The organism is Fulvivirga sp. M361 (assembly GCF_007097395.1).
In the GTDB taxonomy this organism is placed as follows: Bacteria; Bacteroidota; Bacteroidia; order Cytophagales; family Cyclobacteriaceae; genus Fulvivirga.
Map to the genome: position 1 here is coordinate 41,302 of NZ_VKDC01000040.1, position 16,244 is coordinate 57,545.

Below are 16,244 nucleotides of genomic sequence, written 5' to 3' on the forward strand. Positions count from 1 at the left end.
TTTACAGCTGTCAAATTTATACAATTAATTACGTAAACAGGCTTATCTGATATTTTGTGTCAGAGATGATAAGTAACTATACCTGTTAACAGGAAATATTTTTGGACATGAAATTCATTTCGATTTTGCTTTTCCCTTTTGCTTTATTGTATGACCTGGCTACACGGTTTCGCAATCATCTTTATAATATCGGATATAAGCGGTCTTTTGAGTTTGAGGTCAATACTATTGCCGTAGGTAATTTATCGGTTGGTGGTACGGGTAAATCACCCATGATAGAATACCTGATACGCTTGCTGAAAGATGATTTTAAAGTGGCAACATTGAGTCGCGGATATGGACGCACTACCAAAGGTTTCCGTCTGGCGGGTGAAGAGGATAATGCGATTACCCTGGGTGATGAGCCTTTCCAATTTTATAGAAAATTCAAGGAGCAAATACGTGTGGCAGTAGGTGCGGAGCGTGCGCTGGCTATTCCATTTATGCTGGCAGAAAATGACGATATCGAAGTGATACTCCTGGATGACGCTTATCAGCATAGGTCAGTGAAAGCGGGGGTCAACATACTTCTAACGGATTATAGTCGGCTTTTTTATAAGGACTGTATTCTGCCGTCCGGGCGACTTCGTGAGTCAGGGAATGGGGCCAAAAGGGCAGATGTTATTATTGTTACCAAATGCCCCCATAATTTGGGTGAGAGTGACATGAAAAGCATCAAAATACAACTGGAAAAATACAATGCAAATGCCCCGATTTTTTTTACAGGGATTCAATATGGTAACTTGAAACCATGTTTTAAAACTGGCAATCCTATCGAAATGCCGAACAAGCTTTACCTATTTACCGGGGTTGCAAACCCGCGCCCTCTTCACAACCATCTAAAAGATCAATTTATATTGACAGATGAGAAAATATTTGCCGACCACCATCAATATTCGGAAAGTGATATACGAAAACTTGCAGATGAGATAAAAAAAGATCATTCCGGAATGACGGGCTTAGTGACGACCGAAAAGGACATGGTGAAATTTTTGAAGCGTGATTTTAGGAATATTTTAGAAAACTTACCGGTTTATTATGTGCCAATAGAGACTTGTTTTTTACAAGATGGCAAACTATTTGATGATCTTATTTTAAAATCAATCAGGCAGTATTCCAATTAGACCTATTTCTTTAGCTTTGGGGGTGTTTTTACGTAGAGCGACATTTTTATTTTTTTGTATCTCATTGTTGGGTGTTGAGGTATTTTCACAAATCCCTGACCTTGAAGAGCGTGCTCCTCAGGATCGTCGCGGATCCAGTATTCTGGATGATAGTACCAAGCAGGTCTATGGGCCAACTACCAGTCGCTTTACTTATCTCAAAAACATTAAATACAATCTACCTCATTACTGGACGATCGATACCACCATTCATAACTGGCACAGGTTTCAATACCCACCACGTTACGAATACGGTTATCATGACCTTGGAAATATAGGTACGGCGATAAATCCTGTTTTCCCCCAGACCCCGGAGGTGATTGGAGCGTCTTCAGGATTTACTTTATATGACCTGTATGCTACTGACCCTAACGACGTAAAGTACTATGATACCAAATCGCCGTATTCAAATTTTAAGATCATTTGGGGCGGAAAAGGCAGGTCTGTTACACACGCCAACTATACGCGAAATATTGATGAGCGCTCGAACATGTTTTTTGACTATCGGGGAATGTTCATCGATAAGCAGATCGGCCGCCAGGGAAGAGGAGATCGTAATGTTCAAGGCATCAATTATCGTATGGGGGGTAATTATGCTACTAAAAACCTTCGTTATCAGCTTTATGGTAATTTTACCCGCAACAGGCAGGCTGTAAGTGAGTCGGGCGGAGTTTTTGTGGACGACGAAAATGACCTGGCAGCCTTTTTTGATGACAGCCGGCGCCAGCCGAACCTCCCTGATGCGGAAACCTCGGAGCTACGCACAAACTATCAACTTTACCACCAATATAAAATTAAAGAGGGGCTTCAGGTGTACCATGAATACAATCGCTATAAACAACAGAATGATTTCCCGGTTGTGCAGACGAACGATGTGTTCTTTGATTCGGCGGTAGACTCAATTTCCACATTGGATCGATCTAAAATAGTATATCGGCAGAATGAGTTTGGGGTGAAGGGAGATTGGGGAAAGTCCTTTTATAACTTCTATTATAAAGTGAAAGACATAAATTTTGATTATGCTTATTTAAGTCCCGATTCTGTGGAAACGGATCTTTTGGAGAATTATGTAGGTGTTAACTTACGATTTGGAAATGATTCGGTGAGTTACATTGAAGCGTATGGTGAGTACCTTCTTGATGGTAACTTTAGGCTTGGCGGAAGCATTCGCAATAGCTGGTTTGAAGCAGAGGGGTCTACTTCATTGACGCAGCCTACTTTTATGCAGCGAGGCTACCGTGGCCGTTATGACGAATGGCTCAACAGCGATTTTGATGACCCTATCACCACCAGTGTGAAAGGTAAGTTGTTGCTAAACTATGGTCCGTTCTCTATTCAACCGGCAGCCTCCTATACGCTTTTGAACAACTACATCTACTTTGAAGATAAAAGTACTTCCGAGGCGCGTAATATTTCTCCAACTCAGGTTTCTTCTGAGATAAGTATCCTGACCGGGGAAGTCAGGCTCAGTGTGGATTTCCTTCGCCATATGAATTTTAGTGCCGAGGCAGTCTATACCAATGTCTCCGGTGGGTCAGCACAAGCCGTACAGGTACCGGATCTGCTTACAAATGCACAGGTGTATTATACCCGTATATCGTTCAATGGAAACCTGCAGTGGCAACTAGGGGTAGATGCGCATTGGAAGACGGCTTATTTTGCTGATGGATATGACCCCGCGATTATGCAGTTTTTTGTTCAGGATGCGTCCGAAATTCCGGAATATCCCATCATTGATGTTTTCTTTAATGCAAAAATGAACCGTGGCCGCTTCTTTTTAAAGTATAACAACTTATATGAGATTGCGAATGGCACAGGCTATTTTGCTACACCAGGCTATCCTGGTCAGGGGCCAATCTTTGACTTTGGATTTGACTGGACCTTTTACGATTAACCCTGGCCAGGGGGGATGAAATAGAGTGCACGGACATAAGTGGAAGGCATACCGAATAATAGAATTATGGAAAAGCATGTTTTGGGGCTGGAACTGCCCACCGACCCTCGCTGGGTAAATATTGCGGAAAAGAAAATCGAAGATATTCTGGTGGATCATGCCTACTGTGAGCAGAAGGCTGCTACCTCTTGTATCTCTATGATTGTTAAGTTTCCTGAAAAACAAAAACTTGTGGATTTGATGACCCCTGTAGTGGCGGAGGAATGGAGTCATTTTGAGCGGGTACTGGAGCAACTTAAGAAAAGAGGGTATGCACTCGGGAAGCAACGTAAAGATGAATATGTTGTGCGGCTTACCCATATTGAAAAAAAGGGAGGAAGCCGGGATGAACAACTGGTAGAAAAATTACTGATCAATGCACTGATCGAAGCCAGAAGCTGTGAGCGATTCAGGTTGTTATGGAAAAACATTGAGGATGAAGAACTTCAAACGTTTTATTATGAATTAATGGTGTCGGAGGCCAGTCACTACAAAAACTTTTTGCAGTTGGCTAAAGAATACATGCCTGAAACGTATGTGATGGAGCGCTGGAAAGAAATTCTGACAGCAGAGGCCGAGATAGTAAAAACGCTGGAAGTACGCGGCGACAGAATGCATTAAATACTGCAACATTTGATTTTTCTTTGGATTCAGGTCCAACCTGTTTCTGTTCCATTCGCTGGCTTGTTATTACCAGTATTTGATACCCTGATTACCGGAACCCACATTGATTTAGGCTCGGTGCTCTTCGAAATGTGCTCTTCTTCGAAGAGGTCAAAATAAGTTTTGAGCGAAGTCCTGATATTATAGTGATTACAGAATTTAGGTCTTTTGCTTTTTTTTCTTAGCGGCCGGAAATAATATGTTATTCAGAATAAGACGGTATCCCGGAGAATTGGGATGAAGATTCAGGTCAGTAGGTTCTTCATTTACCAGGTGTTGGTAATCTTCCGGGTCATGTCCACCATAAAATGTCCAAAAGCCTTTGCCAAACACTCCGTGGATGTATTTCACCTCTTTGATCGACTTTGTTTCCCCCATGATCACCACATCTGATTTTACCAGGCGTTTTTTGTAGCCTGTGGTCTGACCGTAGAACCCTTTGATTACCCGTGTGTGGTTCTGTGTAAGCATCGTAGGGATAGGGTCCCATTTCGCGGAGAATTCAAAAAGATTAAAAAAGTCATTTTCTTCACGCAGACCACGTTCCGCATATTTATTGTCAATGTTGGAAAACTCGTATTCAAAAGGATCACGTTCTATCTTAAAGTTTTCAAAAGCAAAGGTATTGGTGTAGCTAAGCTTCTCCTGCGCTCTGGGATCAGGAGGGTCTCCGTCAAACATCCGGTCGATCATGTCTACACCTTCCCCTGCCAGTGCAATATCATACGTATCTGTGGCTGAACACATGGCGAAGAGAAAGCCGCCACCACTTACGAATTCACGAATTTTCTTTACAACAGATGATTTTAGATGTGATACTTTACTAAAACCATGCTTTCGGGCGGATTCCTCAAATTCCCGTTGCTGCTCAATATACCAGGGCATATTTTTATAGTTCCGGTAAAATTTTCCATACTGACCTGTGAAGTCTTCATGATGCAGGTGCAGCCAATCGTATTTGGGAAGATCCATACTCAGTACTTCGTCATCAAAGATCACGTCATAAGGAATTTCGGCATAGGTTAAAACCAGGGTGACCGCATCATCCCAGGGTAGTTTACTTTTAGGGGAGTAAACGGCTATTTTGGGGAACTTATCCAGCCGCATTACATCTGAATTGGATGAGGGGCTGGCAATGTTTTCCAGTATGCTGTTAGACTGCGCATCAGACACCACTTCATAGCTTATTCCCCTGATGATAAGCTCATTTTCAAATTTTTGATAGTATTTAAATAGAAAGCTGCCCCCCCTGTAGTTGAGCAACCAGTCCACTTCTATATCATTTTGTAATACCCAATAGGAAATACCATAGGCTTTGAGATGGTTGGTTTGTCGCTCATCCATAGGTACCAGCAAGTAACTGCTGAAAGCAGACGAGGCAAACAACAAAAGAAGGAATGTTAAAACGATCGATCTCATATGCATACTTCAACCCTTGAAATTACCGATAAAACTTCTTATCGTCTAATTAAATGATTTACAATTTGTCTAACGGAATTGTTTACTACTTTAGTTTCATCAGTAGATGAAAAACCTGTAAAGACCATGAATTTAGCAGAGAATATTCGAGAAGGGTTACGATCTATTAATGCTAATTTACTGAGAACCATTCTTACAGCGTTAATCGTAGCGATTGGAATTACATCTTTGGTTGGGATACTTACGGCTATTGATGGTATACAAAGTTCTGTAACGGATTCACTATCGGATTTGGGGGTCAATACTTTTGACATTTATTCCAAACGTAATCGTCGTGGGCGCCGTGGAGGTGTTTCAGAAAAAGCCCAGCCGCCACTTAAGCTGAAACAGGCTTTACGGTTTATTGATAATTATCGTTACCCGGCAGAAGTGAGTCTTTCTACTTATATAACAGGTACAGCAGAAATTAAGCGCGGATCTGAAAAAACGAACCCATCGGTTCGCGTCTTTGGCGCTAACGAGCATCATGTAGCATTAGAGGGTATGGATATTGAAAAGGGGCGTAATTTCTCCTCTGTAGAGATCCAATATGGATCAAATGTGGTGATCATAGGCCCGGATGTGTATAAGGCGCTTTATAAGGATAATGAGGAAGTCATTAACTCGGAGATCTCCGTTTTGGGTGGTAAATACAAGGTGATTGGCCTGTTGGTAGAACGAGGGGAGGTAGGGGGCGGATCTCCGGACAATACCGTTATCATGCCTGTTTTAAGTGCCAGCCGACTGTCATCCAGACGTGTACTGCGGTATTCGATGACTGTGGGCATAAAAAATGTACAAGACCTGGACTATGCTATGGGTGAAGCTACCGGACTGATGCGAAAAATACGCAGAGATGAGCTTGGCAAGCCAAATTCGTTTGAGATAGCTAAAAGTGAATCTTTGGCAGAACAACTGGCGAAAGTCACTGGCGCGATGAAAATGGGTGGTTTTGGTATTGGTTTTATCACCTTACTCGGCGCCTCTATAGCGTTAATGAACATTATGATGGTGTCGGTCACGGAACGTACCCGGGAGGTAGGTGTACGAAAGGCGCTGGGTGCTACACCAAAGCGTATCCGTCAGCAGTTTCTTATCGAAGCCATTGTAGTTTGTTTGCTTGGCGGAATTGCTGGTGTGTTCATGGGAATTGGTGTGGGGAACCTGATGGCACAGGCCCTGGATATTGATGGTTTTGTTGTGCCCTGGATGTGGATATTTATTGGTTTGGTAGTGTGCGTTGTAGTAGGGCTTATCTCAGGCTACCTTCCTGCAAATAAAGCAGCGAGACTGGACCCGATCGAATCATTAAGGTTTGAATGACCGAGCGGAGCGCATAGAGCATGGAGCGAAGAGGAAAGAGCATGGTGCATAGAGCAAAATTTGCTTTGGAGTTTAGTATAGAGGGTTAATTATCCAATCTATAATCTCACGACTCACGACTACAGACTAAGTACTCACGACTAAAGACTAACGACTTAAACCCAAGCACTTGCATCAAAGCGAATAATTGACCTATTTAGCAGGCACCTATGCGTTGGATCATTTTATCTTTTTTTTATCTCATTTTTAGCAACGTAGCTTTCAGCGGTGAAATTGTACTTTCCGGAGCGTATCAGGGACGTGATATTTTTGTTCAAAACCCTTATAACAGGGCAGCTTCTGGCTTTTGCACCCAGGCAGTATTTGTAAATGATCGCTTGGTGTTAGAGTCCCCGAAAGTATCTGCTTTTAAGATTGACCTTTCTTACCTCCGTACCAATGATCTGGTAGTGATCCGTATAGAGCACCTGGAAGGGTGCCGGCCTACTATTATTAACCCGCAGGTGCTGCATCCTGTGGATAATTTTCAATTTCTGAGTGCAGAAGTGGACCATAACAGCATTCGCTGGGCTACTTCAGGGGAAAAGGAAAGCGGGCAATTTGCCATCGAGCAGGAACAGGAAAATGCCGAATGGACAATAATTGACAGGGTCGTTGCTAAAGAAGAGCTTCAGGGTAGTCAATATGCTGTGTCTACTCAGCATCACAAAGGTGAAAATAAATACAGAGTGATGTATGAAACGGACGAGGGGTTCCAGGCGTATTCACTGGAATTATATTACACACAGACCGATACCTTGATCACTTTCCGTCCGCAGATCGTTACCTCACAGATCACTTTATCAGATAGTGCGAATTATCAGGTGTTTGACTTTCAGGGTAAGGTGATAAAGAAAGGTGTCGGCCGCGAAATTTTTTTATCAGACCTGAAACCCGGGGAGTATTACCTTGAGATACAGAACAGGAAAGAGAAGTTTATTAAGAGGTGATTAATAAAAGATCGTTACTGTGCAGGAGGGCACAAATACAGTCTCCTGATCGTGTGATGTGCAGTGATTTATTCTACACCCAACCGATTATGAGATTGCTTTGTCCTCCGCACAATGATGTTAGGAAGTGAAAATATCATCATAATTAATTACGCCAGCTTCTTAATCATGGATAATCACTAATCGTTGTTTCACCAATTCTCCATTAGGTAAGTCCAGTTTAACGTGGTACATGCCCGGTACAAAGGTGCGGGTATCTACTTTAAATAAGCTGGTGCCTGCAGCTACTTCTTTTTCGAATACCAGCTTACCAAACGTATCGAAGATGACCATTGGAGTCATGCGCTGTAACGGTTGTTTGAACCGGATGATCATCTCTTCGTTTGCCGGGTTAGGGTAGAGGCTGAGCAATGAATGGATTAGCTCTCCTTCGACACTTGTAACCAAAGAAGGAAGGGTTACATTGGCAATTCGTTCAGTCTGGTATACCTCGCGGGTCACTTCATCTTGCACGAAAGCTATGATGGTTACATTAGCGGGATCAAAGATCTGGGTGGTGGGTTGCCAGGATACTGTGAATGCTCTGGTTTCACCTTCCGGGATCTGGTTTTCAAACTTGGTTCCGGCCGCTGTAGGCAGCATTTCTCTTACCACGGCATTTAATGTGGTCTGGCCGCTGGGTACGCTGGCTCGATTATAATCGTCCGTAATGGAAATGTCATTCTCAACAATAGCTACATGCACCACTGCATTTGGAGCAATATCCTGCAGTGTAGTGAAACTGATATTTATGTCCAATACGTTTCCATTGACCTGGGGATCTATGGAAAGATTGATCGGTGCATTTGACAGGGTCCGGATACCATATTCGGACGTTCCCCATTGAGAAAAGAGATCACCCAAGTCATCTCTGAAGGTGCCGTCCATTCTTGCCCTGGGTACTTCTGAAATACCATAGTATAGCGCCCGGGCGCTGGTTGCAGCTGTGTTATCCGCATTAGCAGGGTCTTCCCCCGGGAAGGCTGTATGATAATTGAGGACGACACGTTCCTGCGTGGTGCCTATAAAGTTGTCTAAGGTGGTAGCCTCGTCGAGTGTATTCGCTACCTGGCTGGTATTGGTGAAATTCTCTATTAGTATGATACGGGTACGATTGCCAATAAATACATTGTCAATGGCAAAACCGTCCGGTTTATCCACCGCATCAGAACCTTCTGTGCTTTTGAATGAAAAACGGAACAATACCTCTTGTCGCTCGCCAGATGGGATCTCATCCAGGCTATGTTTAGATTCCAGCCATCCTTCTGAATTTCCTGACCATCCAAAGAAACCTACAGACTGATCTCCCGGGTTAGCAGAAACATCGCGCTGATTGTACCAATTGATACCGGATTGTATACCGTTGTCAAAATTACCAAGCCGCTGCCAGGTACCGTTGATGCCTGTTGTGGAATATTCTACAATTACACCATCTTCACCGTTAGCGGTATTCACCCAGTAATCAAAGGATAATAAAGGTCTATCGAGGTCACTCAAATCAAAGCAAGGACTATAAAGGAACGATTCTTCGTTCTTATTGTAAGGGCCATCCAAACCGGTAATCCAGATGACAGAACCGCTGTTTGGACCGAGGTTGATGGAAGTATTGCCAGCTCTGGGAGAGCCGTGTGCCCAGGTATTGTTTAATCCACTTCCTACCCAACCACTACCATTATTATCTTCGAAGTTTTCGAAATAAGTAATATCGTTTGTAGCTGTTTCCTGTGAGGTTACTACAATGGGTTTACTGATAGAATCTATACATCCATTTGCTGTAGAGATTTCCAGTTGAACGTCATACAGTCCCGGCTCTGGAAAATTGAACGTAAAAGATGGGACAACAGGGCTGATTTGTGTACTAACCACAGTATTATTTACTTTCCATCTGAGCTGTGATACAGGGCCGGTGGTTTGTGTAAATTCAATACCACTTGAGGGGTTCAGACAACTACCATTAAATGCAAAATCAAAATCATCTACTTTTTCTATCACCAGTCTGACAGTTTCACTTAGGCAACCATTAACTTCTTGAGCAACAAAAATTGTTTCGGCACCGGTAATGTCTTGAAGAATAGTTTCACTTAGTTCATTTCCATCATCAATATTTACCCCATTTTCATTAAACCACCGTATGGAAACAGTGCCTTCTATAGTGACATTATTTGTAACATTCACACCAACAGCGCTTACACGAGGAATATCATCACCAATAATGCACACTTCAGTGGCATTGACCAATGGTCTAGGTGGTTTTTGGTTCACGATTACCTCTTCCGTGATCAACGTATCACATCCTGTTGAGGCCGTATATTGATAATTTACAATAACCGTTTGTGGAGCAAAATTATTATCAGGATCATTTCCTGGCATTGGAAACATTACATTTCCCGGGATGAATTCAAATGTGCCCGCATTGATTTGGCGAATAGTATTTGCCTGGTTGGGTGAAGATATCAGTGCAGTTTCTCCGCCGCTGATCACGTTATCCACTAAGAGTGTTACTGTATCAGCGTCTTCACAGAAATTTCTTCCTCTGACTTCTCTCAAAGTCTCATTAGGACTGGGCTTGGCATTAATGGTCACAGTTCTTTGACCCAATCGCCTGACTTCGCGAGAGGCGCCCCTGGTTACTGAATCTTGATAAAAAATTGTAATTTCTCTTACCGGCCCAAGTTCACCTGCATCAGAAAATGCTTGTTTAGGATTCAAAACTGCCGTAACCTCAACGTCGCCACCCCCAATCACATTTGTCACATTTTGATCTATTCCAGGCCCTCTGAAAGTAAATGACCCGTCCGATTGTGGCATTATACCAGAGGATGGGTTTAATGTGATGGTAAATGAATTTGCATCTTCACAATATTCATCCAGGACTATGGTCAGGTCACTAACATCGAGTAAGGAGGATTGTCCATCCCTAACTACAAAATCTTCAGATACTGATCCGGTACAACCATTAGCGTCTGTGTGTAAAAATGTGATTTGATGCTCATTGCTTGGTGTAGTAAGTCCGGCACTGCTTGGATCGAAAAACCATCTTGGACCACCGTCATTAATAAAAAAGACGCTTGTACCCATGAAATCTCCATCCACTTCGTTAGGAGGGGATGGGGAGCCCAAGGGTACTATGCCGCCAATGAGCTCAACCGGATCTGCATTGATATCAAAAGCCCTGATGTTGGGTGATATGAAAGTTAGATCAGGCAGGTCATTTATTACAATCGGTAAAACTTCAGGGTTGCTTATACATCCATTTAGATCTGTTTCAACGACTTCAACGCTGAAATTTCCAGGAGTGCTTTCCCAGTTCAAAAGTATCGCGCTAGTTCCTTGACCAACAATGTCATTCCCTGAAGTTGTCGCTCCGGTGACCATCCATTCGTAACTACTTCCTATCCTGTTTTGCACTTGATAAACTACCGCTGCTTCATTAATACAAACATTGCCTTTTGGAGATTGAAACGATGGGTCAGGAATTTCTATGGGGACAATTCTTAAATCGGATGTCACCCCGCTCCCGCAGCTACCTCCATCCGGAGTAAGTCGAACGGTTGCCTCACCGGCAACTACGTCATTTGGACCAAAAATGTATACAGGATTATTAATATTTGTAATGTTGCCTTGAAACGAACCGTCACTACCGGAGGCAACAGACCAAAGTGGACCGGACCCACCACTGACAGAGCCGTTTAGCTGTACCTCGGGATTGCTCACTCCATCCCAGCAGAAATTTAACTCACCGCCAACACCACCGGGATTGGCTGTTGCGTTGGAAATGAAGTTTACTGTTAAGGTATCGATGACGAATTCGCATGCTGTTGGATTATTGGTACTTTGTAAAGTCAGTTTTACAAATCCATTCAACAAATCGTTCGTACCTATGTCATATCGTGCATTAAGTAGTGTGGTTGAGTTCGTGAAAGCTCCATCACCACCGTCTGTAGCCCATAATACACCACATCCCGGCCCTGGACAGCTCCCAACATCAGTTAAAGAAGGTGTTTCTGTTCCAAAAAAAGCATTATTAAGAATTAATGTAGTTCCTTGTGCGGCAGGACAATAGTCTATAGACCCACCAGCACCTGCATCTATGGAGGGCCTTTGGTTTAAGGTTACATTAAAGGTTCCTAAAAGTTCTGTAGCAGGAACAGGACAACCTATGGCTCCGGAATTATCCGAAACAGCATTCAGCCTGAAAGTATTTGTTCCAATGTTAGGAGGGGTAACACTTTCAATTTGGTTATTTATGTAGTCATTATTAAATGAACCTACATTATAGTCTATAGAATATGGTCCGTTACCTCCAATAATTTCTATTTGAATTTGGGTTTGGGTTGTTGTTCCTGAAGAACAGACTGGGTTATTAGCGGGCGGAGCCTGTGTGATAGTGGCTCTTGATGGACCGACCTCAAGCGTTTGGGCTGAAGTGGCACTTCTCGGATCACCAGGATTATCATTGTTTGGTTTTTCTATATAAACTTGTCCATTCAACGATGAACCGTTGTAAAATGGTACTCCGGCAGTAATCTGGGTATCGTTAATAATAGTAAAGTTTGCGGCATCTAACCCTGCAGGCCCATTGAATCTAACAATTGTGACACCAGTAAGAAAGTTTCCGTTTATGGTAATATTTTGCCCTACACAACCGGCGTCAGGAAGGCCATTACCATTGATTATAGGGGTTGCGAAGGTGGTGAAATCCCATATGGTTTTATCTGAAATGCCTGCAAAATCATTACCTGCCGCATCTCTTACCGCATCATTATCGATTAGTATGTAGTAACTTGTCCCTTCTGTGAGGCTAGCACGAGCGGTTCGGTCAATAGTAAGCTCATTTGTACTAAATGTAAGTTCACCAGGATTATATGTTTCAATTTCACTATCGTCACTGGTTAAACGAAGTCTAATAGTGCCGACTCCCCTTCTGATATCTTCACTGAATCGGACCACCAGGTTCGTATTCACAGAGTTGTTAAACGAATCATCAGCCGGAGAGAAGGGAGAAATTGCTTGAATTACCGGAGGAGTATTATCTAACTGGTAAGTTTGCCCTGAATCGAAGTTAGCCACATATGCATTACCGGCAATGTCAAATATGGAGGCAGGCGTACCTGAGGGAGGGTTACCTAGTACATGTAAACCAACATCTGCTGTTATTCCAGCCAAGCCACGGACTGTTACGATATAAGTATCCCCTGTGCCTGTAACATCTCCAGTTGTTACCGTACCGGCAGTTGGTCTAAAATCACTTATATCAACACCTGTTACATCTTCCTGGAATACTACCTGAAACCGGACACTGGTAGCATTGGTTGGATTGTCGTCTAATGTTGTGATCGTAGATACTGTAGGAGCCGTATTGTCAATGGTGTAAGAAGTGACACCGGTAACCGTGCCAAGCGGGTTACCTACTCTGTCTGATGCTGTAATAGTAATAGCGGCTGGGCCATCATTGCCGCCAGGCACGGTCCATTCAAAGGTCCAGTTTAGGTTATTATCACGTACCATGGGCTGATTAGTTATTACACTGCCTATGGAGATCATCGGTGCAAGAGTTTCATTGATTTGATCGTTTTCAGTGAATGCAACGGCTATATTTACCACATCATTCTCTTTTACGATCTTATCAATGGCCTGATCATCACTTATTACGGCTGTAGGTGCAGTCCCATCTACAAATACAGAATTACTGACCACGGAAGATAGTGGGGAACTGGCTACTGTTAATGTACCATCCCCCTCTCCGTCGTACTGAAAGCCTGAAAATGTTAACGTTCCATTGCTATAACTGGCTGGTACGTTTACCATAGACAGGTTATCTGTATTGGTGACGGTTACAGTCCCATTGTAATCCAGGTCCTGAATGTTATTAATATCCTCCGCTATGACCACAGGTTGAGTAGGTATAGGAAATCCCTGCCTTACCGGACTGTCTGGCTGCGTTGTGAAGCGTTGTCTTGTGGCTATTACTTCTATTTTGTTGTCATCACCGGTAACAGATGAACTGGCATTACCCGCATTGGATGTGGCAAAACCGGAACTTGCCGGATTAGCTTCAGCCCGGTCAATCGTGAACGAGAATTGCTCATTATCTTCTACCGTATTGGTAAAACTAGCTCTTAATACGAAATTTTTATTTCCATCATCCGGGGCAGTAATCGATATACCGGTGAAAGTTACAGTATTGCCGGAAACTACTGCTTCGGCTATTTCTGTTTCATAATCAGGGTTCAGGTCCTCATCCACATAAAGCGCCAGCCTGCGGATATATGTAGGATTGGTAAGTGTAAACTCGATTTCAGTAAGTTCGGTATCCAACTCGTCCCCATCGTTTGCGCCTGAACCTCCATCACGAATGGTAAATGCTGCAACCTCTATGCTGGATCCGCTAACCACAATATTGCCTGCCTCCTGGTGGTTGATATAAGGGATGTTTTCGGCGTATACAAACCCCCCGTCAGCTACGATATCTGAATTAGTAACCGGGGCAAAGACATTGAATGGGTTGGATGGACCGGCTTCTGTCAATAAAGGGTTTGAATTGGCAGTAGATAGTGTACGTCCCGTTTCAGCTACAGTATGTATAACCTCAGTGCCGGAAACTGTACCATAAGTTCCAAGGCCGGCAACAAAAGAGGCAGTGGGTGTAGCCTGTAGTGTTCCCAATGATGTGATATCAACAGTACCCGTATAATCTAAATCACGGTTCCCGTTAGCGTCGGTAGCTTCTAACGTTACATCGGGTGACATAGTGGAAAACACAAACACATCACTAGGTTGTTGAATAAACCTTAGTTCGGTCGCTTCCACAACTATTTCGTTATTGGGCGCCCCAATAGCATCAGAATTAGTGCTTTGGCTTGGAGCCAGTGAACTTTCCGAGGCTTGCGTTTGGATATCCGATGTTTGTACGGAGAAAATTAAGTGTCTTCCATCTACCACCGGACCAAGACCACCCATTAATGGATTTTTAAACAAGATGCTCAGTGTATACGTCTTACTTGTGCCTTCGTCTACATTACCCAGTGTTCCTTGTCCGGTTGGTATATTACTTATCGTAATTTGATCTCCACTGATTGTGATATTGCTCTGTGTGAAATTAGCATCATCATCTCTGAGGTCTGCACTACGGATCAAGTTACTCAGGTTAGTACTTGTAAAGTCTACACCAATTTGTGTGAAAACTATTTCTTCAATATTGGTATCCCTGCCATCATCCCCCTGATCTTCTACGGTAAAGGAAAACACAGCAATTCGGCTACCTCCACTCGCTGTAGCCGGTAACTGATCAGGGCCTGTGCCTCCTGAGATTGTCGAGGTACTACTTGGAGCGTTAGTTGCATTGGACCCGGTGAGCGGTCCTGCCAAATTGTAACAATTATCAGTATCATTATATTCATATATGGCAAAATGGTAGGTAGTACTGGCATCCAAGCCTGTTACTAAAACATTATTACCATTGCCACGAAAAACAATCTTAGTGTCCGTTCCAACTGCTGAAGCGTTGTCGAAATTGGAATCTACCCCTGATGGATATCCATTTCCATTGGCGGGCACAAAAGTCACTGCGGCACCTTCTCTGGCAATGACGATCACTCCGTCGCCGTCACCCCTCTGCCAACTAATGTTCATTGAAGCGGCATTAGTTGCACCAAAGGCAATATTACTGGCCTGGACTGCAGGTGCCAGGCAATCTGTGGTAACAGTTTCAATTTCATCATTACTTTGCCGATACTCCCAGTTACTATTAAAATTATTGAATGGAAGTATTCTGAACCTATATTCAGTCAGTGCATTGAGCCCCATGAACGTGTAAGAATTGGGGCCAATTTGATTATCGAGGATAACTACCGCGTCTCCGTCACCAACATCCGGATCTTCTATGGTTCCGGGATCGTCACCATCACTTGCTACGTCTCCGTCCGATAAGTTTGAAGTTGAAGAAGCATAAAGCAGATATCTTTCTCCATTATTTGTAGCACCTGTCCAATTCAGTTGAACAGAGTTTCCCGTTACTGTGCCAACAGCAAGGTTTGGGACTGCTCCCGGAGTACCTGCGTCCGCTGTATTGAAAATACTACTTTCATTGGTAAATGGTACTTGAGCTGCCTGCGTTTCTACCTGAGTACCGTCAAACGCCACATAGTAATTTCTTCGGCCAAATAATTTATTTTCTGATACAAGCTCATCCGGCACTATAGTGATTTCGGTTTTAGCTGCGTTTATTGTTGCGGTAAACCCGGCGTCATCCCCCGACATATCATCGAATTTGAATGTGATCAAACCTGCGAGGTCCGTGTTGACAAGTGCACTATTATCAATTTTTTGAACAGCTTCACTGAACGTAATTTCAATGTCTCTGTTCAGGCCTACATTATTAGGGTATGAACCTCCGGAATCATCAAACGCAATGGAAGGGGCAGGGGTGTCGTCATCTGTGATGGTAATTGTTTCCTCTTGTGGCGTACTGTCTTCCACACCGTTGGTGACAGAAGCTATTTCTACCGTGAAGCTTTCATCTCCTTCTACGTCGCTATCATCCTGGCCTGTAATAGCTGTAGTAGCGTTCATATCACCGGCTGGAATAACAATGCTGGTTGCTCCCGAGTAGTCGGCCGCTGTGGTGCTGATATTTAT

7 protein-coding genes are annotated in these 16,244 nt (G+C 43.4%); 5 read left to right on the forward strand and 2 right to left on the reverse strand.

Annotated features, from left to right (window positions below; translation table 11 throughout):
• Nucleotides 1–107: 107 nt before the first annotated feature.
• The 3 genes from lpxK (at nucleotide 108) to FNH22_RS27160 (ending at nucleotide 3,756) form a co-directional block, all read left to right on the forward strand.
• A complete protein-coding gene (gene lpxK / locus FNH22_RS27150; RefSeq protein WP_143401668.1) occupies nucleotides 108–1,163 on the forward strand; it encodes a tetraacyldisaccharide 4'-kinase in 1,056 nt (351 codons plus the stop codon).
• Between the two features lie 67 nt (nucleotides 1,164–1,230).
• Nucleotides 1,231–3,096 (forward strand): putative porin, encoded by a 1,866-nt coding sequence (locus FNH22_RS27155; protein WP_185154436.1) that lies wholly within the window; start codon nucleotides 1,231–1,233, stop codon nucleotides 3,094–3,096.
• A 66-nt stretch (nucleotides 3,097–3,162) separates the two neighbouring features.
• Nucleotides 3,163–3,756 (forward strand): tRNA-(ms[2]io[6]A)-hydroxylase, encoded by a 594-nt coding sequence (locus FNH22_RS27160; RefSeq protein WP_143401670.1) that lies wholly within the window; start codon nucleotides 3,163–3,165, stop codon nucleotides 3,754–3,756.
• A gap of 201 nt (nucleotides 3,757–3,957) precedes the next feature.
• On the opposite strand, the gene FNH22_RS27165 is transcribed toward FNH22_RS27160, so the two are convergent.
• Nucleotides 3,958–5,217, reverse strand: a complete 1,260-nt coding sequence (locus FNH22_RS27165; RefSeq protein ID WP_143401671.1) for an asparagine synthetase B — start codon at nucleotides 5,215–5,217, stop codon at nucleotides 3,958–3,960.
• A 126-nt stretch (nucleotides 5,218–5,343) separates the two neighbouring features.
• Here FNH22_RS27165 and FNH22_RS27170 point away from each other — a divergent pair, with 126 nt between their 5' ends.
• Together FNH22_RS27170 and FNH22_RS27175 are read left to right on the forward strand one after the other, a co-directional pair.
• Nucleotides 5,344–6,579 (forward strand): ABC transporter permease, encoded by a 1,236-nt coding sequence (locus tag FNH22_RS27170; protein ID WP_143401672.1) that lies wholly within the window; start codon nucleotides 5,344–5,346, stop codon nucleotides 6,577–6,579.
• A gap of 209 nt (nucleotides 6,580–6,788) precedes the next feature.
• Nucleotides 6,789–7,568 carry a T9SS type A sorting domain-containing protein gene (locus tag FNH22_RS27175; protein ID WP_143401673.1) on the forward strand — a complete coding sequence of 260 codons (780 nt, stop codon included), beginning with the start codon at nucleotides 6,789–6,791 and terminating at the stop codon, nucleotides 7,566–7,568.
• Between the two features lie 162 nt (nucleotides 7,569–7,730).
• On the opposite strand, the gene FNH22_RS27180 is transcribed toward FNH22_RS27175, so the two are convergent.
• Entirely contained in the window at nucleotides 7,731–16,178 is an 8,448-nt protein-coding gene (locus FNH22_RS27180) for an Ig-like domain-containing protein (protein ID WP_221420362.1), read from the reverse strand.
• Nucleotides 16,179–16,244: the final 66 nt, after the last annotated feature.

What these genes read in the sequence shown, in the direction of transcription:
- lpxK (WP_143401668.1), top strand. Translation starts at nt 108, where the DNA reads ATGAAATTCATTTCGATTTTGCTTTTCCCTTTTGCTTTATTGTATGAC.
- FNH22_RS27160 (WP_143401670.1), top strand. Translation starts at nt 3,163, where the DNA reads ATGGAAAAGCATGTTTTGGGGCTGGAACTGCCCACCGACCCTCGCTGG.
- FNH22_RS27165 (WP_143401671.1), bottom strand. Translation starts at nt 5,217, where the DNA reads ATGAGATCGATCGTTTTAACATTCCTTCTTTTGTTGTTTGCCTCGTCT.
- FNH22_RS27170 (WP_143401672.1), top strand. Translation starts at nt 5,344, where the DNA reads ATGAATTTAGCAGAGAATATTCGAGAAGGGTTACGATCTATTAATGCT.
- FNH22_RS27175 (WP_143401673.1), top strand. Translation starts at nt 6,789, where the DNA reads ATGCGTTGGATCATTTTATCTTTTTTTTATCTCATTTTTAGCAACGTA.
- FNH22_RS27180 (WP_221420362.1), bottom strand. Translation starts at nt 16,178, where the DNA reads ATGAACGCTACTACAGCTATTACAGGCCAGGATGATAGCGACGTAGAA.